We start from the raw sequence: 25,133 nt of genomic DNA, 5'->3' as shown, positions 1-25,133 counted from the left end.
GCTCACCGTGCCGCCGCCCGCGCCCGCCCCCGGGCCCGCGGTCGCCATGCCGCCCCTGGTCCGGCCGCCCCGCCTGGCCCCCGGCGACCGGGTCGCCGTCGTCGCGCCGAGCGGGCCCGTGCCCGAGCACCGGCTCGAAGCGGGCCTCGACATCCTGCGCGGCTGGGACCTGGAGCCCGTCGTCGCCCCCCACGTCCTGGACGTGCACCGGGAGTTCGACCACCTCGCGGGCGAGGACGCAGACCGGGCGCGGGACCTGGAGCGGGCCTGGCGCGATCCGTCGGTGGCGGGCGTGTTCTGCGCGCGCGGCGGCTATGGGGCCGCGCGGATGGTGGAGCTGATCGACTGGAATGCCCTGCGGGCCTTTCCGCCCAAGGTGTTCCTCGGGTACAGCGACATCACCACGCTGCACGAGGCGTTCGCGCGGCGCCTCGGGGTCGTCACCCTGCACGGGCCGATGGTGGCCGCGGCCGACTTCCTCAAGAACGCCCGCGCCCAGGAACACCTGCGGCTCACCCTGTTCGAGCCGGAGGCGGTCCAGGTCATCGACTCGCCCGGGCGGCCCCTCGTCGGCGGCCGGGCCCGCGGGGTCACCTTCGGCGGCTGCCTGTCCCTGCTGGCCGCGGACCTCGGTGTGCCGGGGACGCGGGTGCCCGCGCGCGGCGGGCTGCTGTTCCTGGAGGACACGGGCGAGGAGCCGTACCGGCTCGACCGGTGCCTCACGCAACTCCTGCGCGCCGGACAGCTCGACGGCGTCACGGGCATCGCCCTCGGCTCCTGGGAGGAGTGCGGCCCCTACGACGCCGTGCGCGCGGTCCTGCGCGACCGGCTCGGGGGCCTCGGCGTGCCGGTCGTGGAGGAGTTCGGGTTCGGCCACTGCGAGGGGGCGCTGACGATCCCGTTCGGGGTGCCGGGGGAGCTGGACGCGGAGACGGGGACGCTGCGGCTCGACACGGCGGCGCTGGGGGAGCGCTCGGGCTGAGGCGCGGGCGGGGCGGGCGGGACCGTCCGCCCCGCCCGCGTCACCCGAATGGCCCACACCGTCCCGCCCCCGGCGACACCCACCGCGCGGGATCCCGTACCACTGCCCATCCTGGACCCGGGGGAGCGGCCGACGCTCCGACGGAACGGAAGGGTCCAGACATGAGCCCCAAGAGCTCCACGGGCGGCTCCACGAGCCCCTCTCAGGGCGGCGTGGGTGCGCTGATGACGCCCGGCAGAGTGACCGTCGCGGTGATCGCCCTCCTCACGCTGGTCTTCATCTTCGAGAACACCCGCAGCACCAAGATCCGGCTCCTGATCCCGGAAGTCACCGTGCCGCTGTGGATGGCGCTGCTCGGCACCGGCCTGATCGGCGCCCTGTGCGGGGCGTTCTTCGTCAGCCGGCGCAAGTGACGGGGCCCTGGACGCGGCGCCTGGGCGGGAGCGTCCGCGTGCGGTGACGTCGCGGACCGCCGGGTAGCGTGGCCGGATGTCGCACATCCGCCCCGCCCCGCTCGCCGAAGGCCCCCGCGTGGGCATACGCCCCTACTCGTACGCGGACGCGGCCGAGTTCACCGCCCGGGCCCGGGAGAGCGCCGAACTGCACCGGCCCTGGCTGTTCCCGCCGACGACGGACGAGAGCTACGCGGCGTACGCGCGCGTGCTCATCGAGGACCCCACCAAGGCCGGTTTCCTCGTGTACGAGCGGTCCGACGGCGCCCTCGCGGGGTTCATCAACATCAACAACATCGTCGAGGGCGGCTTCCGGTGCGGGGCCCTCGGCTACGGCGCGTTCGCGCACGCCGCGGGGCGCGGACTCATGGGGGAGGCGCTCGGGCTCGTCGTGGGCCACGCCTTCGGGGAACTGCGGCTGCACCGTCTGGAGATCAACGTCCAGCCGCGCAACACCGCCTCCATCGCGCTCGCCCGCCGCGCGGGCTTCCGCCTCGAAGGGTTCTCCCCCCGCTTCCTCTTCATCGACGGCGGCTGGCGCGACCATCAGCGGTGGGCCCTCACCACCGAGATGACGACGGCCGGGGGCCATTGAAAGCGGCCGCGCCGGTCACGGAGGATGAGCGCCATGCGAACTGTTGTGATCATCGACGCGCCCTCCAACCTGGGGCTGCGTCCGCCCGCTCCCGGCACCGTACCCGGTTGCTACAAGCTCGCCGGAGCGCTGCGCGAGCGCGGCATCCTGCGCCGCCTGGACGCCGTGGAGGGCGGCGTCGTCGTACCGCCGCGCTATGACCGCGGCGACTGGAAGGAGGGCGACGGCGTCTTCAACGCCGCCGCCATCGCCGCCTACACACCGATGCTCGCCGACCGCATCGAGACGCATGTGCGCGCCGGTGACCTGCCCGTCGTCCTCGGCGGCGACTGCTCCATCCAACTCGGCGCGTCCCTCGCGCTGCGCCGGATCGGACGCTTCGGCCTCGCCGCGATCGACGCCTCCGCCGACTTCCGGCACCCGGGCAACTCCGAGGGCGTCGGCGCCGCGGGCGGCGAGGAACTGGCGCTCGCCACCGGGCGCGGCCAGCGCGACCTCTCCGACCTCGAAGGGCTCGGCCCCTACCTGCGCGACGAGGACGTACGGCTCTTCGGGATGCGCGACGAGGACGAGGACCGGGCCGAACTCGGCGAGCTCGGCATACCCACCGTCACCGTCGGCGAACTGCGCCAGTGGGGCGCCGACGAGGTGGCCCGCTCCGCGGCCCTGAGCCTGGAGCACGAGGCCCTGGAGGGCTTCTGGGTGCACCTCGACGCCGATGTCCTCGACCCCTCCGTGATGCCGGCCGTCGACAGCCCCGACGCGGACGGCCTGCACCCCGACGAACTCCTCGCGCTGCTCCGCCCGTTGGTGCGCTCCCCGCGCTGCGTCGGCCTCAACGTCACGATCTACGACCCCGACCTGGACCCGGACGGCACCGCGGGCGACGTCCTCACCGATGTGATCGTGGCGGCCTTCACGGAATCCTGACCCTTCTGTGCGAAACGCGTGCGCAATCCTGACCGGTGAAGGCCCTGGCAGGAGCGGGGCCGAGCGTGTTCCATGGTCAACGGGGCCCGGGGACGCGCGGCGTCCTTGAACTGAGGAGGACGCCTTGGCGACGACCGTGCGACGTGACGTGACGACCCTGTCGGCGGCCGAGTTGGGGCCGGAGAACCCGCTGCCCCCGCTCAAGCCGCTCGACACGGCGCACGGCCTCGACGACCGGGACCGGCAGGAGCTGCCGCGCGACATGGCGCGGCAGCTCACGTACGAACCGCTGCGGTCGGTGCTGCCCGCGCGCATCCGCGACGGCTACGGCCGCGAGCGGACCCCCACGTCCTTCGACGCCCTCGTCATCGAGAACACCCGGCTGCGCGTCACCGTCCTGCCCGGCCTCGGTGGCCGGATCCACTCCCTCTTCCACAAGCCGACCGGCCGTGAACTCCTCTACCGCAACCCGGTGTTCCAGCCCGCCGACTTCGCCCTCAACGGCGCCTGGTACTCCGGCGGCATCGAGTGGAACATCGGCGCCACCGGTCACACGGCACTGTCCTGCGCGCCGCTGCACGCCGCGCGCCTGACCGCGCCCGACGGCGGCGAGATGGTGCGCCTGTGGGAGTGGGAGCGACTGCGCGACATCCCCTTCCAGGTCGACCTGTGGCTGCCGGAGGACTCCGACTTCCTGCACGTCGGCGTCCGGATCCGCAACCCCCACGAGCGGCCCGTGCCCGTCTACTGGTGGTCCAACATCGCCGTGCCCGAGGACCGCCGGATCCTCGCCCCCGCCGACGAGGCCTGGCACTACGGGTACGCGCGCACCCTGCGGAAGGTGCCGGTGCCCGAGCACGACGGCGTGGACCGCACCCGCCCGCCGCGCGCCGAGTTCCCCGCCGACTACTTCTACGACGTCCCCGACGGGGAACGCCGCTGGATCGCGGCCCTCGACGCCGACGGGCACGGCCTCGCGCAGACCTCCACCGCCCTGCTGCGCGGCCGCAAGCTCTTCGTGTGGGGCACCGGCGCGGGCGGGCGGCGCTGGCAGCGGTGGCTCACCGAACCCGGCACCGGCGGCTACGCCGAGATCCAGGCCGGGCTCGCGCGCACCCAGCTGGAGCATGTACGCCTGGACGCGGAGAGCGAGTTCGCGTGGCTGGAGTCGTACGGGCCGCTGACCGCCGCCCCGGACGTCGTGCACGGCGCCGACTGGACGGCGGCCCGCGGCGAGGCGCAGACGCGGCTCGACCTGGCGCTGCCCGCCGCCGTCGTGGACGCCGCCTTCGCGCAGTGGCGGCCCTGCGCCGACACCGAGCCGGAGGAGACGCTCGCCGTCGGGTCGGGCTGGGGCGCCCTCGAAGTCCTGCGCGGGCAGTACAAGGTGCCCGGCACGCCCTTCGCCGAGTCCACGCTCGGCCCCGAACAGGAGCCGTGGCTGGAGCTGTTGCGCAGCGGGGCCGTGCCGGAGCCCCGGCGGGTCGGGCCGCCCGGGCCCACTCTGGTCGCCCCGCACTGGCGGGACATGCTGGAGACCGCGCCCGCGCAGCCGCACGCCGAGTACCACCTGGGCGTCGCCCAGTGGCACGCCGGGGATCTGGCCCAGGCGGTGCGCAGTTGGGAGCGCGGCCTGGAACTCGCTCCGTCGCGCTGGCCGTTGCTGCGCTGCCTCGCCGTCGCCGACCAGGAGTCCGGCCATGTGGAGCGCGCCGCCGACCGGTACGCCGAGGCCTTCGACGACCTGTGCGCCGAGCGCCGCGACGACGGCGTGGTGTGGTCCGCGGCGACCGCGGCCCTCGGCCGTGAGGCCATCGGCGCCCTCGTGGCCGCGGGGCGCGCCGAGGCGGCGCGGGGCGTGTGGAACCGTGTGCATCCGCACACCCGGCGCACGGGTCGATTCCGGCTGATCGAGGCCCAGTTGCTCCTCGCGGAGGGCGATCTCACCGCCGCCCGCGCCGTCTTCGACGAGAACTTCGAGGTGGCCGACCTGAGGGAGGCCGACGAGGTCATCGGCGAGGTGTGGGCGGCGGTGTCGGAGGAGCCCCTGCCGGGGAGGTACGACTTCCGGATGCGGCCGTGAGAGGGCTTGTGCGGTGAGTGGGGTGTGCCCTGCCTGACTGTGCTTCACGTCGGCCTGAACCGGCCGACCTTCACGCCTTCACCCTCGTTGGCCCGCCCTCGCACCCTCGCGCCCTCGCCCGTCCCGTCCGCCCCGGTTCGGTGCCGGGGCGACGGTGACGGGTGGGCGCTGTCGGGTCGGGGCGGGGCCGGGTCAGTGGGGGGCGGGGGCGTTGCGGTCCACGTACTCGAAGACCGCGCCGTCGGGGTGCATCGCGATGAGGTTGCGGCCGGCGGGCGTGGGCACGGGGCCTGCGACGATGTGCGCGCCGGAGGCGGTGAGGGTCGCGTGCGCCTCGTCGACGTCCTTGACGGCGATGGTCGCCGCGACCTTGCGCAGGACCTCCAACTCCGCCTCCGGCCCGCTCATGAGCAGGAAGCAGCCGACCGAGGCGACGGCCACGCCGCCCCGCTCGAAGCGCATCGCGGTGCTGCCCGTCAGCCGTTCGTAGAACGTGACGGACGCCTCCAAGTCGCTGACGCACACGCGCAGCACGGTTCCCAGGATCTCCATGGGGACGAGCCTAGTTGGCGCCGCGCGGACACGAGATCGTTTCCGGTTCTCGGGGCACCGGGGCCCGATGCCGTTACGCGCCGCGGGCGCCGGGTACCCGTCCGCCCCGACCGCTTCGGACAGGAAGGACGAGAAGATGCCGGTCCAGGACAAGAACGTACCGCTGACGGACAGGACCCTGGGCGACGCCCTGTCGCAGGTCGTCCGCGACGCGGTGCACGAGTCCCTGCGGGAGACGGTGCGGCAGTCGCTGCGCGAGGAGCTGCGCCACGAGTTGCGCGAGGAACTGCGCGCGGAGGTCTCCGGGGTGGCGCGCAAGCAGCGCCGCAAGGCCGCGCTGTACGCGTCGTCCGGCGTCGCCGCCCTGTACGCGGGCGCCGCCGCCGCGCTCGCCCTCGGCCTGGTCATCGCCCTGGGCCTGCCCGGCTGGGCGGCCGCGCTGATCGTGACCGCGCTGCTCGCCGTGGCCGCCGTGGTGATGCGCAACGCGGCCCGGTCGCCGGGGAAGGCCTCCGGGGCGCGTGAGGCTCCCAGGGCTCCGGCGGTCCCTGAGGCACCCGTGGCCCGCGCGGACGCCGCTGCCCCCGAGGCTCCCGCGGTCCCCGAGGCACCCGCACCCTCCGCGCCGGCCGGGTCCCCGGCGGCGACGAAGCCCCCGGCCGCCCCGAACTTCCCGGCAACCCCGGTGAAGCCCGCACCTCCGGCGGAGCCCGCCCGTCCGGCGGAGCCCGCCCCTCCGACAACCCCGCCCACCGGCACCGGCGGCACGCCCCCGACCGGCGGCACCGCCGACTTCCCGACGGTCCCGCCGTCCCGCGCGCCCCTCAGGAGGCCCAACCCGCCCGGCTGATGACCTCCGCCGCGATGTCGCCCACCGTCCGGCCGTCCGTCGGCACACGGTGGGCGTCCGGCGGCACCAGTTCGTCCAGGTGCCGGGACATGAGCGCGCTGCGCCGCAGCTGCCGCTCCAGCTCCGAGCCCAGCTCGCGCTGCTTGAGGCGCTGTTCGGCAGTGGCGTCGGTCGCCGTGAGCAGGATCCGGATGATCCGGGGGCGGCCCAGGGCCTCGGTGAACAGCCACTCCTCGGAGGGCAGGACGCTCGCCGTGTTCGTGTAGACGAGGCGGCGGCAGCCGAGGTCGGCGTAGTTCGCCCAGAGGGCGGCGAGGTTGCGGCAGGTGAGCCGGGAGCGGTGCGGGTCGCCCGCCGGGGTGGGGTGGACGGCGTCCAGGAAGTCGCCCTCGATCAAGGCGTGGCCGACGTCCGCGGCCACCAACTGCGCCGCGACCTCCCAGCCGACGGACGACTTCCCCACCCCTGAACGCCCCCCGATCAGCACGACGTCCGGTCCCACGTGCCGCCCGGCGCCGTCCGCGGTGCCCGGCCCCGGGGTGGGCACCGCGGACGACGCCGAGTCCCCGGTCGACCCCGCGTCCCTCGTCGACCCTGTGGTCGACGTAGCCGACCCCGCATCCCTCATCGCGTCCATGACCGCCGAGCATGCCCACGCCCCGCCCCCTCACGCGACCGATATTCACCGCACCTCACGCGACCCCTCGACGCGCCCTCACGCGATCCGGTACTCCTCCACGTCCGGCGTGCGCAGCAGCAGCCCGTGGCCGGTGCCGACGCCCGGGCGGACCGTGCCGCCGGTCGGGTCGAGGACGCCGTCGAAGAGGATCGACTCGACCCGGACGTGGTCGTGGAACCATTCGACGTGCCGCAGGTTCGGCACGCACGCCGCGACCGCCGCGTGCGCGTGCGGGGCGCCGCGCGCCGACATCTCCAGGCCGTGGGCCTCGGCGAGCGCGGCGGCGCGCAGCCACGCGGTGAGGCCGCCGCAGCGGGTGGCGTCGGCCTGGAGGCAGTCGACGGAGGGGACCATCCGGGCGAAGTAGGGGAGGCCGTGCCCGTACCCGCCCGCCGCGACGTCGCAGACGAGGGCGTCACGCACCAGCGCGAGCCCCCGCAGGTCGTCGGAGGACACCGGCTCCTCGAACCAGCCCACGCCGTGCTCGGCGAGCACCCGGCCGATCCGTACCGCCTGCTTGCGGGTGTAGGCGCCGCCCGCGTCGACGTACAGCTCGGCCTGCCGCCCGATGACATCGCGGGCCCGCCGCACCCGCGCCACGTCGCGCGCCGCGGCCCGCCCCCAGCTCTCGCCGACCTTGATCTTGACGCGCGGTATCCGCTGGCCGTGCACCCAGCCGTTGAGCTGGGCCGCCAGATGCGTGTCGTGGTACGTGGTGAAGCCGCCGCTGCCGTAGACCGGCACGTCGTCGCGGGCCGCCCCGATGAGCCGGACCAGCGGGACCTCGAAGAGACGGGCCTTGAGGTCCCACAGGGCGATGTCGAGGGCCGAGATCGCGCGGGCGGCGAGCCCCTCGCGGCCGGCGTCGCGCACCGCCTTGGTGAGCGCGTCGTGGGCGGCGGGGATGTCGAGGGCGTCGCGGCCCGCGAGGACGGGCGAAAGCTGCTCCCGTACGAGGTCGACGGTGGCGGCGGGCGCGTAGGTCCAGCCGGTGCCGGTGGCGTCGCCCGCGGAGACCTCCGCGACGACGATCGTCGTGGTGTCCCACGCGAACGTGCCGTCGGCCTCGGGGGCGTCCGCCGGGATCGTGTACGCCGACACCACGGGTGGCTCCACGCTGACGTATCCGGACTCGGCCATGGGGCACACGCCCTTCGCTGTGGTGTGAAGGTCGGGTAACCCGGGGGCGCGGCGGCAAACGGCGGGCGTTTCACCGGGGGCGGGCCAGGGCACGCGGGAGGTCCGTTCCGGAACACACCGGACGTACCGGACCACGCCGGAGGCACACTGTGAGCCGAACTGCCAGCCGACCGCACGTCGTCATCGTCGGTGCCGGCTTCGCGGGGTTCCAGGCCGCCCGCGCCCTGTCGCGACTGACCCGAGGCCGGGCCGACATCACCCTGCTCAACCCCACCGACTACTTCCTGTACCTGCCGCTGCTTCCCCAGGTCGCCGCGGGCGTCCTCGAACCGCGCCGCGTCACCGTGTCGCTCGCGGGCGCGCTGCGCCACGTACGCCTCGTGCTCGGCGAGGCCGACGGCATCGACCTGACGCGGCGCGCCGTGCACTACGCCGACCCCGAGGGCCAGGACGGCGAACTCTCCTACGACCGCCTGGTGCTGGCCGTCGGCAGCGTCAACAAACTGCTGCCCGTGCCCGGGGTCGCCGAGCACGCGCACGGCTTCCGCGGCCTGCCCGAGGCCCTGTACCTGCGCGACCACGTGACGCGGCAGATCGAGCTCGCCGCGGCCGTGGACGATCCCGCCGCGTGCCGGGCGCGCTGCACGTTCGTCGTGGCGGGCGCCGGTTACACGGGCGTCGAAGTCGCCGCGCACGGCCAGCTGTTCACGCGTTCGCTGGTACGGCGGCAGCCGCTGCGGACCGGGATCGAGCCGCGCTGGGTGCTGCTCGACATCGCCCCGCGGGTCCTGCCGGAGCTGGACCGGCGGCTGTCCGACACCGCGGACCGGGTGCTGCGCCGACGCGGCGTGGAGGTCCGCACGGGGACGTCCGTGAAGGAGGCGACCCGCGAGGGCGTGCTCCTCTCCGACGGCGACCATCTGCCCACGCGCACCCTGCTGTGGTGCGTGGGCGTGCGGCCCGACCCGCTCGTCGCCGGGATCGGCAGTCCGCTGGAGCGGGGCCGGCTGCTCGTCGACCCGTTCCTGAACGTGCCCGGCCACCCCGAGGTGTTCGCGTGCGGCGACGCGGCGGCCGTGCCCGACCTGACCGAGAAGGGGCAGTACACGGCGATGACCGCACAGCACGCCTGGCGGCAGGGGAAGACCGCGGGCCACAACGTCGCCGCCTCCCTCGGCCTCGGCAAGCGGCGCCCCTACCGCCACCACGACCTCGGCTTCACCGTCGACCTCGGCGGCGTCAGCGGCGCCGCCAACCCGCTGGGCGTCCCGCTGTCCGGCCCCCTCGCCGGGGCCGTCACCCGCGGCTACCACCTGGCCGCGATGCCCGGCAACCGGGTCCGGGTCGCCGCCGACTGGCTCCTGGACGCCGTACTCCCGCGCCAAGGCGTGCAGTTGGGCCTCGTCCGGTCCTGGTCGGTGCCGCTGGACACGGCGTCACCGGAGACCGCGAGGGTGGCGGGGGCGCCGGAGCGGACGCGGGACGCGGCCGAGCGGACCGGGGAGTAGCCACGACGGACGGCGGGACCCGTCGTGGGGCGCGGGGCGGCGCGTCTCGGCGGTGCGGGCCCCGCACCCCACCGGTTTGGCCCGCGCCCGTGGGGTCACTCGGACCAGGAGGTGGCCATGACCCAGACGTCAAGAAAGCAGAGCGCCAACAAGACCCAGGCCGACACCGACGACCTGCCCGGGCCCGTCGCCGTGCTGCGCTGCGCGCGTGAGCAACTGGCGGAACTCACCGGCCTGACGGTCGAGTCCGTGTCGTCCTTCGAACGGACCGAAGAGGGCTGGGACCTGGCCGTCGAGGTCGTCGAACTGGTCCGCGTGCCGGACACGATGAGCCTGCTCGCGACCTACGCCGTGACCCTCGACCCGCAGGGCGACCTGACCGGGTACCGGCGCGTGCGGCGCTACGAACGAGGGCGGGCCGACCCGCCCCGGCCGGGCGGCGGCTGACCCCCGCCCCGCCGGACGACGACCGACCCGCCCCGGACATCCGCGGCGCGCCCGAACGGCCCGGCTCCCCCGCCGGGCCCCCAGCCGTTCCCGACAACCCCCGACACTCCCCACGCAAGGAGGGCAACTCGGCATGACCGTAGTCCCAGCACAGCAGTCCGGCGGCGCAGGCGGCACCAGCGGCCTGTACGACGTCATCGAACTCATCCTGGACCGCGGGCTCGTCATCGACGCCTTCGTCCGTGTCTCGCTCGTCGGCATCGAGATCCTGAAGATCGACGTGCGGGTCGTGGTCGCGAGCGTCGACACGTATCTGCGGTTCGCCGAGGCCTGCAACCGCCTCGACCTGGAGGCGGGCCCGCACAAGAGCCCCGGCCTGCCCGACCTCGTCGGCGAGATCACCGAATCCGGCGCGCGCGGCAAGTCCAAGGGCGCGCTCTCCGGCGCCGCGGAGACCATCTCCGACGCGTTCCGGCAGGCCCGCGACGAGGGCCGCGGCGAGGAGGAGCCCGCCCGGCCGCGTGCCCGGCGCGCATCGTCCCGCACCCGGAAGGAGGAGCAGGAGTGACCACGTACATCTACGGCATCGCCGCCACCACGCACCCGGCGCTTCCCGAGGGCATGGGCGGCATCGGCGACCCCGCGCACAAGGTCCGCGTCGTCCGGCACGACGGCCTCGCCGCGCTCGTCTCCGACAGCCCCGAGGACCTGCGGCCCAAGCGGCGCGACCTGCTCGCGCACCAGAGCGTCCTGGACGAGGCGGGCGCGGGCGGCCCGATCCTTCCGATGCGCTTCGGCAGCATCGCGCAGGACGACGACGCCGTCGTCGCGGTGCTCGCCGACCGGGCCGAGCACTACGAGGAGCGGCTGCGCGCCCTCGAAGGCAAGGCCGAGTACAACGTGAAGGCCGCTCACGACGAGCAGGCCGTGCTGCACCAGGTGCTCGCCGAGAACCCCGAGCTGCGCTCCATGGTCGAGGCCAACCGGCGTGCGGGCGGCGGCAGTTACGAACAGAAGCTGCGCCTCGGCGAGCAGGTGACCGCGGCCGTGCGGGCCCGCGAGGCCGGGGACGGCGCCGAGGTGCGGCGCGCCCTGGAGCCGTGCGCCGACTCCGTGAGCGCAGGACCCGAGGGCACCGGCTGGCTCGCCAACGTGTCGTTCCTGGTGAGCCGCGACCGAGCCGACGGATTCGTCGCCGCCGTCGAGGAACTGCGCCGCAGCCAGCCCCACCTGGAGCTGCGCGTCCACGGTCCGCTGCCCCCGTACAGCTTCGTCGACCCGGGCCCGGCGCGGCCCGCGGACGACGCGGCGGGCGTGGGCTGAGGCGTCGAGGCCCGGCCATGGGACTCATCGGCGAACTGCTCGCCCTGCCACTGGCACCGGCCCGGGGCACCCTGTGGGTGCTCCGGCAGGTGGCCACGGAGGCCGAGCGGCAGTACTACGACCCCTCGGCCATCACCGAGGAACTCGCCCTGCTAGCCGAGCGGTTGGACGCCGGTGAGATCGACGAGGACGAGTTCGACCGCCGCGAGGACGAACTCCTCGCCCGTCTCGGCCACGGACCCGTCGGCGACGTGGCGCGGGCGGACGACCGACCGCCGGCACCGTCAGGGCAGTGAAGTGAGGACAGGAACGTCATGAATCGACTGGCAGTGGGCCTCGCCGTGGGCGCGGGGTACCTTCTCGGACGCACGAAGAAGGCGAAACTCGCCTTCGCCGTGGGCACGATGGTGGCGGGCCGCAGGCTCCAGCTGAGCCCCGGCGCGCTCGCCGGCGCCGTGACACGGCAACTGGAGAACAATCCGCAGTTCAAGGAGATCGGCGACCAGCTCAAGCAGGACCTGCGGGGCGTCGGCAAGGCGGCGACCGGCTCGCTGCTCGACCGGCAGCTCGAAGGCATCGCCGACCGGCTGCACGACCGCACCCTGGACGTGCGCGACCGGCTCTCGGGGATCACCCCCGACACGGATGCCGTGCCCGGCGCGGACGAGGCGTCCGACAAGGCCCGGGACACGGGCAAGAGCGCGGGCGGTACGGCCAAGTCGGGTACCCGCAAGGCGGGTTCGGCGACGAAGAAGGCCACGTCGGCCGCCCGGGGCGAACGCAAGACGGGCCCGGACCGCAAGGCGAGGACCGCGCGCGGCACGGACGGCGCGCGCGGCTCGCAGCAGCGCGGCACGCAGCGGCGCACCGCGAAGAAGGCCACCCGGGCGCGGGGAGGCAGCGATGACTGACACCCGCGAACAGACCCGCGAGGACACCGGGAACGGCGGCCGGTCCGAGGCCCCGAACATGCTGCGGTCCGCCGTCAACAGCCCGGCGGCGGACCGCCTGAAGGACGAGGCCAAGGCCTATGCGATGGCGCAGGCCGAGCGCGCCCTGATCGGGGTCGGCCGCAAGCTCGGCGAGACCACCGTCAAGCTCAACGACATCGCCGACGGCCGCAGCCCCGGCTTCGGCAAGCTCGCCCTCGAAGGCGGCCGCAAGCTCGCCCAGGGCAAGGGCCCGCTGCGCGGCGCCGTGGAGCTGGGCGGCAGCCGCCTCAAGGACTCCGTCAAGGGCGCCCTGAAGAACCTCACCGGGCGCCGCAAGAAGGGCGGGGGCGGCCAGAAACCCACCGTCATCCTGGAGTACGTCGACGTCGGCGTGCCGGTCCGTGAGGCCTACGACCAGTGGACGCAGTTCCAGGAGTTCGCCACGTACGCCAAGGGCGTCAAGAGCGCGAGCGCGGCGGGCGACACGGACTCCGACTGGCAGCTCAAGGTCTTCTGGTCCAGCCGCAGTTGGAAGGCGCACGTCACCGAGCAGGTGCCGGACCAGCGGATCTCCTGGACGTCGGAGGGCGCGAAGGGCACCACGAAGGGCGTGGTCACCTTCCACCCGCTCGGCGAACAGCTGACCCGCGTCCTGCTCGTCATCGAGTACTACCCGAAGGGCCTGTTCGAGAAGACCGGCAACATCTGGCGCGCCCAGGGCCGCCGGGTCCGCCTCGACCTCAAGCACTTCGCCCGGTATCTGTCGATGCGGGGCGAGGCGAGCGACGGCTGGCGCGGAGAGATCCGTGACGGCGAGGTGGTGCGCGGCCACGACGAGGCGGTCGCGGACGAGGAGGACGAGGAGCGCGCGCACGAGGAAGAGCACCAGGGCGCGTACGAGGAGGAGGACGAGGACGACGAGGGGGCCTACGACGAGGACGGCGAGGACGGCGAGGGGGCCTACGACGAGGTCGACGAGGACGCGCGCGCCGAAGAGGAGGACGAGGCCGACGTGGACCCGGAAGCGGTTGACGACGGCGAGTACGCGGACGCCGATGGCGCCGATGACGAACTCGTCGCTGCCGACGGCGGCCGGAACCGCCGATGACGACCGCGAGCCGGTTGCCCGAGCCCTACCCGCAGGGCGGCGCGAACCTCGCCGACATCCTCGAACGCGTCCTGGACAAGGGCATCGTCATCGCGGGGGACATCCGGATCAACCTGCTCGACATCGAACTCCTCACCATCAAGCTCCGCCTCGTCGTCGCCTCCGTGGAGCGAGCCAAGGAGATGGGCATCGACTGGTGGGAGGACGATCCGGCGCTGTCCAGCGGTGCGCGCCGGACCGCGCTCGCGCGGGAGAACGAGGAACTGCGCCGCCGCGTCGAGCAGTTGGAGACGGACGCGGAGGGCCGCGGCATCCTTGACCGTGGCGGCAGCACCGCACCTGACGGCACCGGGCAAGACGGCCGAGGAGAACGTGAACGTGAACGATGACCTGCGCTATGTGTACGCCGTGTGCCGCCCGCCGGCCGCGCCGCTGCACGCCGACCTCATCGGCGTGGGCGGCGCGCCGCCGCGCCAGCTCGCCCACGAGGACCTGGTGGCCGTCGTCAGCCCCGTCCCCGAACGGGACTTCGGGCGGGAGGCGCTGCACGCGCACCTGGAGGACCTGCACTGGCTGGCCGCGACGGCCCGCGCCCATCAGAACGTCGTCGCCGCCCTCGCGACCGTGACCTGTCCGCTGCCGCTGAGGCTCGCGACGGTCTTCCACGACGACAGCGCCGTACGCGCCATGCTGGAGGACGAGTCCGAGCGGCTGCACCGGATCCTGGACCGCATCGACGGCCATGTCGAGTGGGGCGTGAAGGTGTGGCTGGGCGCCGCGGCCGACGACGGGGGCGCGGAGGGGGGCAGGGGCGCCGACGGGGCCGCCGCACCGCCGCCCTCGCGTGCGCCGAGGTCAGGGCGGGACTATCTGCGCCGCCGCAGGGCCGGGAACGCGGCGCGCGAGGAGGCCGTGGCGCGGGCCGAGGTGTTCACGCGGCGCCTGCACGGCGACCTCGCCCGGTACGCGGCCGACGCGCGGCTGCACCCCGTGCAGAGCGGGCCGCTCACCGACGCCGGATCGGGCCGGAACATCCTCAACTCCGCCTATCTGGTGCCCCGTACCCGGTCCGAGGAGTTCCTGGAGCTGATCGGCCGCACCGAGGGCACTCGGCCGGGGCTGCGTGTGGAGGTGACCGGACCGTGGGCGGCGTACTCCTTCACGGACGACCCCGACGTCATGGACGACCCCGACGTCATGGGCGACCCCGGTGCGGGGGAGGGGGCGCACGGCGGGGAGGGCGCGGTACGCCAGGACGCGGGCGGGTCGCCGTGAGCGCGTCGGCCGACCGTGCCGGGCGTGCGTCCGTCGAGCCGTTCGCGCGGCGGGAGATCGCGCTCGTCGACGTCCTCGACCGGCTGCTGGCCGGTGGTGTGGTCATCGCGGGCGACATCACCCTGCGCATCGCGGACGTCGACCTCGTCCGCATCGACCTGAAGGCGCTGATCAGCGCGGTCAACGCGCGGGTGCCTCCGCCGTGGCCGACGGCCGATGAGGACGACCGGACCGGAGGTGGGCGAGCCGGTGGCGAGCGGTGGGCTGCCCCGGAGAGGCCATGAAGCCGGGGCCGACATGAAGCCGGAGCCGACCATGAAGCGGGAGCCGTCATGAAGCTGGACCTGGAACCGGACACCGTGGAGCGCGACCTCGTCGCCCTCGTCCTGACCGTCGTCGAGCTGCTGCGCGAGCTGATGGAGCGCCAGGCCATCCGCCGATTCGAGTCGGGGGAGCTGACGGAGGATCAGGAGGAGCGGGTCGGCATGACGTTGATGCTCCTGGAGGACCGCATGACGCGGCTCCGCGAGCGCTACGGACTGCGCCCCGAGGACCTGAACCTGGACCTCGGCCCCCTGGGCCCCCTGCTGCCACGGGACTGAACCCCCGCGCTGCCCGGAGGCCGAGCCTGCCGCGCTGCCTGGAGGCCGAGCCCGCGGCGCTGCCCGGAGACCGAGCCTGCCGCCGCCCCCCCGCCGACCGCGTCAGGTCACCTCACGCCCGGCACAGCAACTCCCCGTGCAGCACCACGAACCAGCCGTCCTCCGCCCGCCCCCACTCCCGCCAGGCCGCCGCGACCGCCGCAAGCTGCTCCTGGTCCGCGTGCCCGCCCGCCGTCGCCCGCTCCGCGTACGCGGACGCCACCGTGCGGTCCGCCCACAGCCCGCTCCACCAGGCCCGTTCCTCGGGCGTGCTGTAGCACCAAGTGCCCGCGGACGCCGTGACCTCGGTGAAACCGGCCTCCCGCGCCCAGGACTTGAGGCGCCGCCCGGCGTCCGGCTCGCCGCCGTTGGCGCGGGCGACCCGCCGGTACAGATCGAGCCAGTCGTCCAAGCCCGCCACGCGCGGGTACCAGGTCATCGCCGCGTAGTCGCTGTCGCGCACCGCGACGACGCCGCCCGGGCGGCACACCCGGCGCATCTCGCGCAGCGCCCGCACGGGATCGCCGACGTGCTGGAGCACCTGGTGGGCGTGCACGACGTCGAAGGTGTCGTCGGGGTGGTCGAGGGCGTGCACGTCGGCGACGGCGAACGTCACGTTGCCGAGGCCGCGTTCGGCCGCCGTGGCGCGCGCCCGGTCCAGGATGTCGGGCGCGCGGTCGACGCCGGTGACGTGCCCGTCCGGGACCAGCGCGGCCAGGTCGGCGGTGATGGTGCCCGGGCCGCAGCCGACGTCGAGGATCCGCAGGTGCGGCCGGAGCGAGTCGAGGAGGTAGGCCGCCGAGTTGGCGGCGGTGCGCCAGGTGTGGGAGCGGAGGACGGACTCGTGGTGCCCGTGCGTGTAGACGGCGGTCTCGGCGTGGGGCTGCTGCGGTGCTGACATGACGGCACTGTAAGCCGCTCATGCCGAATAATGAGACCCGCGTCTCGTCATGTGGTCAACCAGGGTGGGAAGCATACGGTCGGCCGGGTTGGGCGGCATACCGGCAGCCGGGCTCGGCGGCGCGGGGCCCGTAGCCAGCGACGGCGGCGCGGGTCACGTCGCCAGCGACGGCCGATACACGGCCAGCGCCTCCGGCAGCTTGTCAAGCAGCAACTCACCCTCCGCCGAAGCGAGTTCGCCGTCGTAGGCGATCTTCGTGCCGGGTGCGAGGCCGTCGATGCGCAGGCGTCGCGGGCGGGCCGTGGTCTGGATGGGGGAGCGCTCCAGCGGAGCCGTCAGCGCGGCCGCGAGGAGCCGGGAGCCGGGCCTGCGGCCGCCGTGCACGACGCGCACGTCGAGCAGGCCGTCGGCCAGGTCGAAGCGCCGCGTGGGCGCCGGGCCCAGGCGGTTGTACGTGCAGTTCCCGGCGAAGAGCAGCCACAGGGCCCGCTCGGTGCCGCCGATCTCGGCGCGCAGCGGGTGCTGGTCGGAGCGCAGGACGCGCGCCGCGGCGAGGACCCCCGCGGGCCAGCCGCCGATCCGGGGCGACCACCGCTCCCGCTCCCGCACCAGCTCGGGGTAGACGCCGAGGCTGAAGGTGTTGACGAAGTGCCCGGAACCGGCGTGGGAGCGGAAGCGGCCGACGTCCACCGCGACCGCGTCGCCCACCTCCACGGCCCGCGCCAGCTCGCGGGGCCCTTCCACCCCGAGGTCGTGCGCGAAGTGGTTGAGCGTGCCGCCGGGCAGCACCGCCAGCGGCACGCCGTGCCGCAGGGCCACCGAGGCGGCCGCGTTGACGGTGCCGTCACCGCCGCACACCCCGAGGGCGCGGGCGCGGGCCGCCGCCTTCTCCAACTCGGCCACGAGGCCGTCCGGCGCGCACGTCACCACCTCGGCGTGCGGCAGGACGTCGAGCAGCTCACGCACCCGGTCGGAGGTCTTCGCGCCGCTGTTGGCGACCACGACGAGGCCGCGCCCGCCGGGCAGGGCGGGGGCCTCGGCGCGCGGCCGCCCCGGCAGCGGCAACTGGGACCGGGTCGGCACGAGGCCGCGTACGGCGAACGCGGCACCCGCGCCCAGGGCGGCACCGGCGAGGACGTCGCTCGGGAAGTGCGCGCCCGTGTAGACGCGGGACAGCGCGACGGCGCCCGCGAGCGGGGCGACGGCCGCGCCGAGCCGGGGCGACTCCAGGGCCACCCCGACCGCGAAGGCCGCCGCGGACGCGGCGTGCCCCGAGGGGAACGACGTGGTGACGGGCTGCCGCTTCAGCCTGCGCATGAGCGGCACGCCGTCCAGGGCGGGCCGGGGCCGCCGCACGGAGCGCTTGCCGAGCGTGTTGATCGTCACGGACGCCAGCGCGAGGGACGCCACGCCCCGGGCGGCGGCGCGCTTGGCCCGCGGGCCCCGGGTCGCGGCGAGCACGCCCGCCGTGGCGAACCACAGGCGCCCGTGGTTCGCGGCGTGGCTGAGCCGCGGAAGCAGCCGGTCGGGGCCTGGCCAGTGCCGGGCGGCCACGGCGTCGAAGACCTGGCGGTCCAGCGCGATCAGCCGGTTCCGGGGCCCGCGGGCCGGGGACAGGGAGCGGTCGGCATCTGAGGTCATATGTGTCGCGTACCCCCCGGCGGCGATCTGCAACGGATCAAGGCGATCTGCAACGGATCAACCCGCCAAGCGCCCCCGACACCGCCCTGGCGGCTCGGCCGCCCCGAGGATCCGCTCGGCCGCACCGGCCCCCTCCCGGGAAATCGTTTGCCGTCACCGAACGGTGCCCCGGACAATCGCCCCCATGGGACATCTGGAAGCCGCACACCTCGAGTACTACCTGCCGGACGGGCGAGCGCTGCTCGGTGATGTCTCGTTCCGGGTGGGCGAGGGCGCGGCGGTGGCGCTGGTCGGAGCGAACGGCGCGGGCAAGACGACGCTGCTGCGGCTCATCGCGGGGGAGCTCAAGCCGCACGGCGGCACCGTCACGGTGTCCGGCGGCCTCGGCGTGATGCCCCAGTTCGTCGGCTCCGTGCGCGACGGCACGACCGTGCGCGACCTCCTGGTGTCCGTGGCGCAGCCCCGCATCCGCGAGGCCGCCCGGGCCGTCGACCGCGCCGAGCACGCCATCATGACGGTCGACGACGAGGCGGCCCAGCTCCAGTACGCGCAGGCGCTCTCCGACTGGGCGGAGGCCCGGGGGTACGAGGCCGAGACGCTGTGGGACATCTGCACGACGGCGGCGCTCGGCGTCCCGTACGACAAGGCCCAGTGGCGCGAGGTGCGCACGCTCTCCGGCGGTGAGCAGAAGCGCCTGGTCCTCGAAGCGCTGCTGCGCGGCACCGACGAGGTGCTGCTCCTGGACGAGCCCGACAACTACCTGGACGTCCCCGGCAAGCGCTGGCTGGAGCAGCGCCTGGAGGAGACCCGCAAGACCGTCCTGTTCGTCAGCCACGACCGGGAGCTCCTCGCCCGCTCCGCCGAGAAGATCGTCAGCGTGGAGCCCAGCCCCGGCGGCTCGGAGGTGTGGGTGCACGGCGCGGGCTTCGCGACGTACCACGAGGCGCGCCAGGAGCGCTTCGCCCGCTTCGAGGAGCTGCGCCGCCGCTGGGACGAGAAGCACGCCCAGCTGAAGAAGCTCGTCCTGGACATGCAGCAGTACGCCGCGCGCAGCGACGAGATGGCGTCCCGCTACCAGGCGGCGAAGACCCGGCTGCGCAAGTTCGAGGAGGCCGGACCGCCGCCCGAGCCGCCGCGCAAGCAGGACATCACCATGCGCCTGCACGGCGGCCGCACCGGCGTCCGGGCCGTCACCTGCAAGAACCTCGAACTGACCGGCCTGATGAAACCCTTCGACCTGGAGGTCTTCTACGGCGAGCGGGTCGCCGTCCTCGGCTCCAACGGCTCTGGAAAGTCGCACTTCCTGCGCCTCCTCGCGGGTGACACCGACAACCCGGTGGCACACACGGGGGGGTGGAAGCTCGGCGCCCGTGTCGTGCCGGGTCACTTCGCGCAGACCCACGCCCACCCGGAGCTGCTGGGCCGCACCCTCCTCGACATCCTGTGGCGCGAGCACGCCAAGGACCGGGGCGCGGCGATGTCCCGGCTGCGCCGCTACGAACTCACCGGACAGGCCGAGCAGCGCTTCGAGAAGCTCTCCGGCGGCCAGCAGGCCCGCTTCCAGATCCTGCTCCTGGAGCTGGAGGGCGCCACCGCCCTGCTGCTCGACGAGCCCACCGACAACCTCGACCTGGAGTCGGCCGAGGCACTGCAGGAGGGCCTCGAGGCATACGAGGGCACGGTGCTCGCCGTGACCCACGACCGCTGGTTCGCCCGCTCCTTCGACCGGTACCTGGTCTTCGGCGCCGACGGCCGCGTCCGGGAGACCCCGGAGGCCGTATGGGACGAGCAAAGAGTGGAACGGGCCCGCTAGCGCTGCGGGTAGCGTGGTCAAACCACGCCGTACGCTGTGCAGTTGGAGAGACCGTGGCCGCCAGGACGCCTTTTCGGACCAGTGATGTGGACGAGGCCCGGGAGGTGTTGGTGGCGGCCTACTACAGCAACTTCCTGGACGTCCTCGACCGGCAGCGGTCCTTTCGCGCGGAGTTCACCATCGGGCACCTCGGCGCGCTCACCGTCGGAGGCCTGACCTGCGGCACGGACGTGCGCGTGCGCCTCGGGGAACTCGGGGCGTACCACGTCAACATCCCGCTCAGCGGCCACATGGTCTGGCACCAGGGCTCCGGCGCGCGCACACTCACCACGTCCGACAGCGCCGCCGTCTACCAGCCGTGCGGCGACACCGCCGTCGACCGCTGGTCGGGCGACTGCCGGGTGCTCGCCGTGAAGCTGGACCGGGTGGCCCTGGAGGACAGCCTGGAGACGCTGCTCGACCGGCCCACCCGCGGCCCGCTGCCGCTCGACCCGGGCTTCGACACCAGCCGGGGGCCCGGCCGGAGCTGGACCCGGCTCGTGCGCGCGGTCGCGGACGACCTCCTCGACGAGTCCGCGACGCTGAGCGGGTCCCTGGTCGCCGCGCCCCTGCAGGAGGCGCTCCTGAACGGCCTGCTGCTCGCCGCCGGACACCGCTACCGCGACCAGCTCACCGACCCCGTCGCCCGGTTGCGGCCCGCGCCGGTCAAGCGCGCCATGGACGCCGTGCAGCAGCGCCCCGAGCACCCCTTCACCGCCGCGACGCTCGCCGCCGAGGCCCGGGTCGGGGTGCGCTGGCTCCAGGAGGCATTCCGCCGGTACGTGGGGATGTCCCCGATGGCGTACGTACGCGACGTACGGCTGCAGCGCGTGCGGGACGAACTGCGCGCGGCCGTGCCCGAGGAGCGGTGCGTGAGCGACGTCGCCCACCGCTGGGGCTTCACGCACCTCGGCCGGTTCGCGGAGCAGTACCGGGCGCGCTTCGGGGAACTGCCGTCGCAGACGCTGCGCGGGTGAGGGTGCGCGGCGGGTCGCGGGGTGGTGCGGCGCGGTCCGTGACGCGGAACGGCGTGTCGCGGTGCGTTATTCGGACACCCGCCGCGTCGAGCGGATCGTGGGCCCGGGGGCGCCCGCCTAGGGTGTCGTGGTGCCGGGCGGACCGGTCGCCGTCGCGGGAGCCCTAGCCTTCTTCCGGGGCGTCGGCCGTGGACGGAACCTCGGCGCTTCCGGCCCGGCGGAGCCCGCCGGGCCGGCTCGGGCCGCGGGCCCGGTCGCTCCCCCTCGGCACCCGCGCGGTGTCATCGGGCCCGCCCTTCCGGCCTCATTTCCGGCCTTCCGGCTCGCTCCCGCTGCCCGGCACGCACGGCGGGGTCACACTCGAAGGTGCGCGCACAGCGGTGCCGCGCACCGGAGACGGACCGGAGGCGGCATGAGCGCGACCGACACCACCCACCTGCTCCGGCGCCACGGCCGGGCCCTCGACCTGTTCACCGACCGGGTGCACGCCGTCCGCGCCGACCAGTGGGACGCGCCGACACCCTGCGCACAGTGGACGGTACGGGACCTCGTCGGCCACCTCGTCGTCGAGCAGCTGTGGGTGCCGCCGCTGGTCCGCGACGGCGCGACCCTCGCGTCCGTCGGCGACAGCTTCGACGGCGACGTCCTCGGCCCCGACCCGGTCGCCTCCTGGGACACCGCGGCCGACGCCGCCCGCACCGCGTTCGGCGAGCCCGGCGCCCTGGACCGCGCCGTGCACCTCTCGTACGGCGAGACACCCGCGCCCGACTACTGCGCGCAGATGGTCACCGACCTCGTCGTGCACACCTGGGACCTGTCCCGGGCGATCGGCGCCGACGAACGGCTCCCGGACGACCTCGTCGCCGCCGCCCTGCGCGAAGTGACGCCGTACGCGGCCGAGTTGAGCAAGAGCGGCCTGTTCGGCCCCGCCGTGCGGCCCCCGGCCGGGGCGGACGCGCAGACCGAGCTCCTGAACCTGCTGGGACGAACTCCCTGACGCCCGGCCCTTGACGCCTTGCCCTGTGAACGCCCGGCCCCTTCATGCGGGACCGCTCAGCTCCAGGCCCCGCCGCCCCGCTCGGCCGACAGATCGCCGATGCTGACCATGCCGACGGGCCTGCCGTCCTCGACGACGGGCAGTCGGCGCACCGCGTGGGCCCGCATCAGGCCGACGGCCTCCGACACCGCGTCGTCGGGGGCGACCACCACGGGGTTCGGCGTGCACACGGACTGGGCGCTGACCGTCAGCGGGTCGGCGCCGTCGGCCACGGCCCGCAGTGTGATGTCCCGGTCGGTGAGCACCCCGAGGAGCCGGCCGCCGCCCGTGACGACGACACCGCCGATGTCCTCGGCGCGCATCACCTGCGCGGCCTCCACCAGTGACGCGTCGGGCCTGACCGCCGCCACTCCCGGTGTCATGACGTCCCTCACGTAGCGCTCCATGGCGTCGAGCCCCTCTTTCCGCTCCGTCCGGCCTTCCGTCCGAGCCACCGCTGTCCGGGTGCCCATCCGGCGGGGGTTCTCACATCGAGGTTTCGGGAGGGCCGGGGAGGGGCGCGGGGCGCGAGGTCAGCCGAAGGCGAGGCCCACGTCGTGCGTGACGCAGTGCTCCAGGACGGCGACCGGTTCGCGTACGTCGTCCACGCGCCGTCGGTGCGCCGGATCGGCGTCACCCTCGTGCCGCTGGCCGGTGATCTCCCGCAGGCGCGGCAGCATCGCGGCGCACTGGCCCGGGGTGAGGTCGGGGCCGCCGTCGTCGGCGTGGTCGAGCAGCGGCGTGAGCGGGCCGGAGACCTCGCTCCGGGGGCGCTGGCCGCCGAAGCCGCGCATCGAGTCCGGCGCGAAGCCCTCGGCCCGCGCCAGCCACTGCCGGAACATCGAGAAGCCGGTGTACGGCCACGAGACGTCCGGGCTTTCGGCGGCAGCACCCGCCGGGCACAGCATCAGCCCCACCGCGCCCTCCTCTGCCTGGTCGGCGGCCGGACGCACAGGATACGGAGACGTCCTCCCCCCGGCCGGTGCGGACCCGGTGCGTCCGGGCGGGTGTTTGCCCCGCGGCGCGCGGGGCAGGCGGAAAGACAGTGCTTCGGACCGGAGGCACGTCCGTGGGAGCGGTATCGCTCGCCCGGGTGTGCCCAGGTGCGATGAGCGCACGCCCTCCCACGGTGACCGTCCACACCAGGCACCGGCTCAAAGGGAGTTGCACGCATCATGCGATCCGATGCAGCACGATTCCAGGACACGACCCGCCACCACGGCGCCGTACGCCCCGCACACCCCCAGCCCCCGCGCCCGCAGCGCACGCGGTCCAAGCGGCACCCGCACGACGACGCCCCCGACACCGCCGCGGCCTTCCGGCGGCTCTGCGAACTGCCCCACGGACCCGAACGTGACGCCCTGCGCGAGGAGTTGGTGCGGGCCTGGCTGCCCATGGCCGACCGGCTCGCGGGCCGCTTCCGCAACCGCGGCGAAGCCCTCGACGACCTGCGTCAGGTCGCCGCCCTCGGCCTCGTCAAGGCCGTCGACCGCTACGACCCCGAGCGCGGCAACGCCTTCGAGAGCTACGCCGTGCCGACCGTCACCGGCGAGATCAAGCGCCACTTCCGCGACCACATGTGGACGCTGCACGTGCCGCGACGCGTGCAGGACCTGCGCAACCGCGTGCGGTTCGCCTGCCAGGACCTGACCCAGACCACGCCCGGACGCACCCCCAGCGTCCCCGAGATCGCCGAGCGGGCCGGGATGAGCGAGGAGGACGCGGCGACCGGACTCGAAGCGCTCGACAGCTTCACCGCACTGTCCCTGGACGCCGAACTCCCGGGCGGCGACGACGGCTACGCCCTGCGCGACACCCTCGGCGGCCCCGACCCCGCCCTCGACGTCGTCGTCGACCGCGAGGCCGTCAAACCCCGCCTCGCACAACTGCCGGAACGCGAACGGACCATCCTCTACCTGCGGTTCTTCCGCGACATGACGCAGAGCCGCATCGCCGAGCACCTGGGCATCTCCCAGATGCACGTGTCGCGCCTGATCAGCCGCTGCTGCGGGCGGATGCGCGAGGAGGTCCTGCGCGAGACGACCCACCACGCGGGCGCCGCCCGGCGCGAGGAGCGGGCCCGCGCCGCCCGGGTCACCCCGAGCGCCGCATAGCCAGGGCGATGTGCCGGGACATCACATCCACGGCGCGCGCCTCCGCCATCGAGAACGCGAGGCGCGCGCCGGTCCTGAACAGGCTCAGCACCCCCTCGACCGGACCGCCGGGCCCCGGCGCGATCGGCACGCACAGCAGGGACGTGACATGCGCGCGCACGAGGACCGGGGCGCCGCTCGCGTCCCGGCCGAAGCTGTCCGGCGGATCCGGCCGCACCTGCAGCGTCGGCGCCCCGCAGCGCGCCGTCTCCATGACCAGCGGGCAGTCGGCCGGATCCTGCGCGAGGACGTCGGCGACCGGGCCGCCCTCGGGGCCGAGGACCGTGCGCCGCCGCGGCCGCTCGGCGCCCTCGTCGGCGATCACCCAGTCGGCGAACCGGCCGTGCAGCACCTCGGGGACCCGGGCGAGCACCCGGGTCGGGTCCCCGCTCGGCGCGGTGAGCAGCGTGACCGTCATGGCGTCCGTGAGTTCGACGAGTTCGGCGTTGCGGGTCGCCTCGGCGAGGTCCGGCGTCCGGTCCCGCACGCTCCGCGGCAGCGGGTCCCGGGTGCCCGGCGGCTGCAGGACGACGAGGACGACGGTGCGGGGCTCGGTGCCGGGCCGCAGCGCGGTCAACGTGGCCCGCACCGGAATCCGCGGCTGGTGCTGCAACCGGACCGTCAGGCTGCGGTCGCCCTCCCTGCGGGCCACCGCCGCGGCCTGCGAGCGGAACGCGGTCCGGTCGGACGGCGTCAGGAAGCCGGCGAACGGCCGCCCCGTCGCGTACCCGCCGCGCACCCCCGTGAGATCCGCCGCCGCGGTGTTCAGGCGCCGCACCACCGTCTCGCCGTCGACGAGCGCCACCGGCAGCGGGAACCGCTGGAACACGGTGCGCAGCAGCCGCTGTTCGTCCCGCACGGCCGTCGTGCCCGGCGCCGGGCCGTCCGCGGCGAGCCGCTCGAAACCGGGCCACAGCCGCTCCGCCACGTGGTCGAGCTCGAACAACGCCGCGTCGAGCATGGTGCGCAGGTCACTTGAGGGAACCGTGCGCGAAGCCTTCAACTCCGCGACCCGGCGCACGAAGTCCGCCAGGTCCTCGCCGAAACGGTCGGTGTCCGTCATGCCATGAACGTAT

The 25,133-nt window shown here is 74.5% G+C and carries 29 protein-coding genes; 21 read left to right on the top strand and 8 right to left on the bottom strand.

Annotation, left to right across the window (positions count from 1 at the left end):
- Positions 1–46 precede the first annotated feature (46 nt).
- From ACZ6BG_RS37585 to ACZ6BG_RS37565, 5 genes are all read left to right on the top strand, one after another.
- Positions 47–982, top strand: a complete 936-nt coding sequence (locus ACZ6BG_RS37585; RefSeq protein ID WP_469010558.1) for a S66 peptidase family protein — start codon at positions 47–49, stop codon at positions 980–982.
- A 161-nt stretch (positions 983–1,143) separates the two neighbouring features.
- Positions 1,144–1,395 carry a LapA family protein gene (locus ACZ6BG_RS37580; protein ID WP_469010473.1) on the top strand — a complete coding sequence of 84 codons (252 nt, stop codon included), beginning with the start codon at positions 1,144–1,146 and terminating at the stop codon, positions 1,393–1,395.
- 76 nt (positions 1,396–1,471) lie between these two features.
- Positions 1,472–2,029: a GNAT family N-acetyltransferase gene (locus ACZ6BG_RS37575; protein ID WP_469010471.1), complete on the top strand. Its 558-nt coding sequence runs from the start codon at positions 1,472–1,474 to the stop codon at positions 2,027–2,029.
- Positions 2,030–2,062: 33 nt separating this feature from the next.
- Complete coding sequence (locus ACZ6BG_RS37570) at positions 2,063–2,959, top strand: arginase family protein (RefSeq protein ID WP_469010468.1); 897 nt, start codon at positions 2,063–2,065, stop codon at positions 2,957–2,959.
- A 124-nt stretch (positions 2,960–3,083) separates the two neighbouring features.
- Positions 3,084–5,042 (top strand): DUF5107 domain-containing protein, encoded by a 1,959-nt coding sequence (locus ACZ6BG_RS37565; protein ID WP_469010465.1) that lies wholly within the window; start codon positions 3,084–3,086, stop codon positions 5,040–5,042.
- Positions 5,043–5,234: 192 nt separating this feature from the next.
- On the opposite strand, the gene ACZ6BG_RS37560 is transcribed toward ACZ6BG_RS37565, so the two are convergent.
- Positions 5,235–5,594 (bottom strand): VOC family protein, encoded by a 360-nt coding sequence (locus tag ACZ6BG_RS37560; RefSeq protein ID WP_469010462.1) that lies wholly within the window; start codon positions 5,592–5,594, stop codon positions 5,235–5,237.
- Positions 5,595–5,661: 67 nt separating this feature from the next.
- Here ACZ6BG_RS37560 and ACZ6BG_RS37555 point away from each other — a divergent pair, with 67 nt between their 5' ends.
- Entirely contained in the window at positions 5,662–6,444 is a 783-nt protein-coding gene (locus ACZ6BG_RS37555) for a phage holin family protein (RefSeq protein ID WP_469010458.1), read from the top strand.
- Here ACZ6BG_RS37555 and ACZ6BG_RS37550 read toward each other — a convergent pair.
- Both ACZ6BG_RS37550 and ACZ6BG_RS37545 read right to left on the bottom strand, forming a co-directional pair.
- On the bottom strand, positions 6,419–6,907 hold the full coding sequence (locus ACZ6BG_RS37550; protein WP_469010456.1) for a hypothetical protein: 489 nt from the start codon (positions 6,905–6,907) through the stop codon (positions 6,419–6,421). The genes ACZ6BG_RS37555 and ACZ6BG_RS37550 overlap by 26 nt on opposite strands.
- 252 nt (positions 6,908–7,159) lie before the next feature.
- Positions 7,160–8,263 carry an enolase C-terminal domain-like protein gene (locus ACZ6BG_RS37545; RefSeq protein WP_469010453.1) on the bottom strand — a complete coding sequence of 368 codons (1,104 nt, stop codon included), beginning with the start codon at positions 8,261–8,263 and terminating at the stop codon, positions 7,160–7,162.
- Between the two features lie 149 nt (positions 8,264–8,412).
- On the opposite strand from ACZ6BG_RS37545, the gene ACZ6BG_RS37540 reads away from it, so the two are divergent.
- The 11 genes from ACZ6BG_RS37540 (at position 8,413) to ACZ6BG_RS37490 (ending at position 15,458) form a co-directional block, all read left to right on the top strand.
- Positions 8,413–9,771, top strand: coding sequence for an NAD(P)/FAD-dependent oxidoreductase (locus ACZ6BG_RS37540; protein ID WP_469010449.1), 1,359 nt, complete (start codon positions 8,413–8,415; stop codon positions 9,769–9,771).
- Between the two features lie 117 nt (positions 9,772–9,888).
- Entirely contained in the window at positions 9,889–10,218 is a 330-nt protein-coding gene (locus tag ACZ6BG_RS37535; RefSeq protein ID WP_469010446.1) for a gas vesicle protein GvpO, read from the top strand.
- Positions 10,219–10,351: 133 nt separating this feature from the next.
- A complete protein-coding gene (locus tag ACZ6BG_RS37530; RefSeq protein ID WP_469010442.1) occupies positions 10,352–10,786 on the top strand; it encodes a gas vesicle structural protein GvpA in 435 nt (144 codons plus the stop codon).
- Positions 10,783–11,541 carry a GvpL/GvpF family gas vesicle protein gene (locus ACZ6BG_RS37525; RefSeq protein ID WP_469010440.1) on the top strand — a complete coding sequence of 253 codons (759 nt, stop codon included), beginning with the start codon at positions 10,783–10,785 and terminating at the stop codon, positions 11,539–11,541. The genes ACZ6BG_RS37530 and ACZ6BG_RS37525 overlap by 4 nt, the downstream gene beginning before the upstream one ends.
- Before the next feature lie 17 nt (positions 11,542–11,558).
- Complete coding sequence (locus ACZ6BG_RS37520; RefSeq protein ID WP_469010439.1) at positions 11,559–11,837, top strand: gas vesicle protein GvpG; 279 nt, start codon at positions 11,559–11,561, stop codon at positions 11,835–11,837.
- Between the two features lie 18 nt (positions 11,838–11,855).
- Positions 11,856–12,452: a DNA primase gene (locus tag ACZ6BG_RS37515; protein WP_469010438.1), complete on the top strand. Its 597-nt coding sequence runs from the start codon at positions 11,856–11,858 to the stop codon at positions 12,450–12,452.
- The gene (locus ACZ6BG_RS37510) at positions 12,445–13,581 is read left to right on the top strand and encodes an SRPBCC family protein (RefSeq protein ID WP_469010436.1); all 1,137 of its coding nucleotides are present in this window, start codon (positions 12,445–12,447) and stop codon (positions 13,579–13,581) included. The genes ACZ6BG_RS37515 and ACZ6BG_RS37510 overlap by 8 nt, the downstream gene beginning before the upstream one ends.
- Positions 13,578–13,970 carry a gas vesicle protein gene (locus ACZ6BG_RS37505; protein ID WP_469010434.1) on the top strand — a complete coding sequence of 131 codons (393 nt, stop codon included), beginning with the start codon at positions 13,578–13,580 and terminating at the stop codon, positions 13,968–13,970. The genes ACZ6BG_RS37510 and ACZ6BG_RS37505 overlap by 4 nt, the downstream gene beginning before the upstream one ends.
- The gene (locus tag ACZ6BG_RS37500; RefSeq protein ID WP_469010432.1) at positions 13,960–14,856 is read left to right on the top strand and encodes a GvpL/GvpF family gas vesicle protein; all 897 of its coding nucleotides are present in this window, start codon (positions 13,960–13,962) and stop codon (positions 14,854–14,856) included. The genes ACZ6BG_RS37505 and ACZ6BG_RS37500 overlap by 11 nt, the downstream gene beginning before the upstream one ends.
- Positions 14,853–15,140, top strand: coding sequence for a gas vesicle protein (locus ACZ6BG_RS37495; RefSeq protein ID WP_469010430.1), 288 nt, complete (start codon positions 14,853–14,855; stop codon positions 15,138–15,140). Before ACZ6BG_RS37500 ends, ACZ6BG_RS37495 begins: the two co-directional genes overlap by 4 nt.
- A 48-nt stretch (positions 15,141–15,188) precedes the next feature.
- Positions 15,189–15,458, top strand: a complete 270-nt coding sequence (locus tag ACZ6BG_RS37490) for a gas vesicle protein K (RefSeq protein WP_469010428.1) — start codon at positions 15,189–15,191, stop codon at positions 15,456–15,458.
- Between the two features lie 112 nt (positions 15,459–15,570).
- Here ACZ6BG_RS37490 and ACZ6BG_RS37485 read toward each other — a convergent pair whose 3' ends face one another.
- Entirely contained in the window at positions 15,571–16,398 is an 828-nt protein-coding gene (locus tag ACZ6BG_RS37485) for a class I SAM-dependent methyltransferase (protein WP_469010425.1), read from the bottom strand.
- 153 nt (positions 16,399–16,551) lie between these two features.
- Entirely contained in the window at positions 16,552–18,039 is a 1,488-nt protein-coding gene (locus tag ACZ6BG_RS37480) for a phosphatase PAP2 family protein (RefSeq protein WP_469010421.1), read from the bottom strand.
- Between the two features lie 184 nt (positions 18,040–18,223).
- Here ACZ6BG_RS37480 and ACZ6BG_RS37475 point away from each other — a divergent pair, with 184 nt between their 5' ends.
- The 3 genes from ACZ6BG_RS37475 (at position 18,224) to ACZ6BG_RS37465 (ending at position 21,865) form a co-directional block, all read left to right on the top strand.
- Positions 18,224–19,852 carry an ABC-F family ATP-binding cassette domain-containing protein gene (locus ACZ6BG_RS37475; protein WP_469010417.1) on the top strand — a complete coding sequence of 543 codons (1,629 nt, stop codon included), beginning with the start codon at positions 18,224–18,226 and terminating at the stop codon, positions 19,850–19,852.
- A gap of 86 nt (positions 19,853–19,938) precedes the next feature.
- Positions 19,939–20,868 (top strand): AraC family transcriptional regulator, encoded by a 930-nt coding sequence (locus ACZ6BG_RS37470; RefSeq protein WP_469010415.1) that lies wholly within the window; start codon positions 19,939–19,941, stop codon positions 20,866–20,868.
- Positions 20,869–21,280: 412 nt separating this feature from the next.
- Positions 21,281–21,865 (top strand): TIGR03086 family metal-binding protein, encoded by a 585-nt coding sequence (locus ACZ6BG_RS37465; RefSeq protein ID WP_469010413.1) that lies wholly within the window; start codon positions 21,281–21,283, stop codon positions 21,863–21,865.
- Between the two features lie 56 nt (positions 21,866–21,921).
- Here ACZ6BG_RS37465 and ACZ6BG_RS37460 read toward each other — a convergent pair whose 3' ends face one another.
- Together ACZ6BG_RS37460 and ACZ6BG_RS37455 are read right to left on the bottom strand one after the other, a co-directional pair.
- On the bottom strand, positions 21,922–22,311 hold the full coding sequence (locus ACZ6BG_RS37460) for a CBS domain-containing protein (protein WP_469010410.1): 390 nt from the start codon (positions 22,309–22,311) through the stop codon (positions 21,922–21,924).
- Positions 22,312–22,437: 126 nt separating this feature from the next.
- Entirely contained in the window at positions 22,438–22,812 is a 375-nt protein-coding gene (locus ACZ6BG_RS37455; RefSeq protein ID WP_469010556.1) for a hypothetical protein, read from the bottom strand.
- Positions 22,813–23,079: 267 nt separating this feature from the next.
- On the opposite strand from ACZ6BG_RS37455, the gene ACZ6BG_RS37450 reads away from it, so the two are divergent.
- Positions 23,080–24,018 (top strand): RNA polymerase sigma factor SigF, encoded by a 939-nt coding sequence (locus ACZ6BG_RS37450; RefSeq protein ID WP_469010408.1) that lies wholly within the window; start codon positions 23,080–23,082, stop codon positions 24,016–24,018.
- Here ACZ6BG_RS37450 and ACZ6BG_RS37445 read toward each other — a convergent pair.
- On the bottom strand, positions 23,999–25,120 hold the full coding sequence (locus ACZ6BG_RS37445; protein WP_469010406.1) for a PAS domain-containing protein: 1,122 nt from the start codon (positions 25,118–25,120) through the stop codon (positions 23,999–24,001). The two genes, ACZ6BG_RS37450 and ACZ6BG_RS37445, sit on opposite strands and share 20 nt — an antisense overlap.
- Positions 25,121–25,133: the final 13 nt, after the last annotated feature.

Source organism: Streptomyces sp. NPDC041205, assembly GCF_055591765.1.
This window is presented reverse-complemented; position numbering and strand designations above follow the sequence as displayed.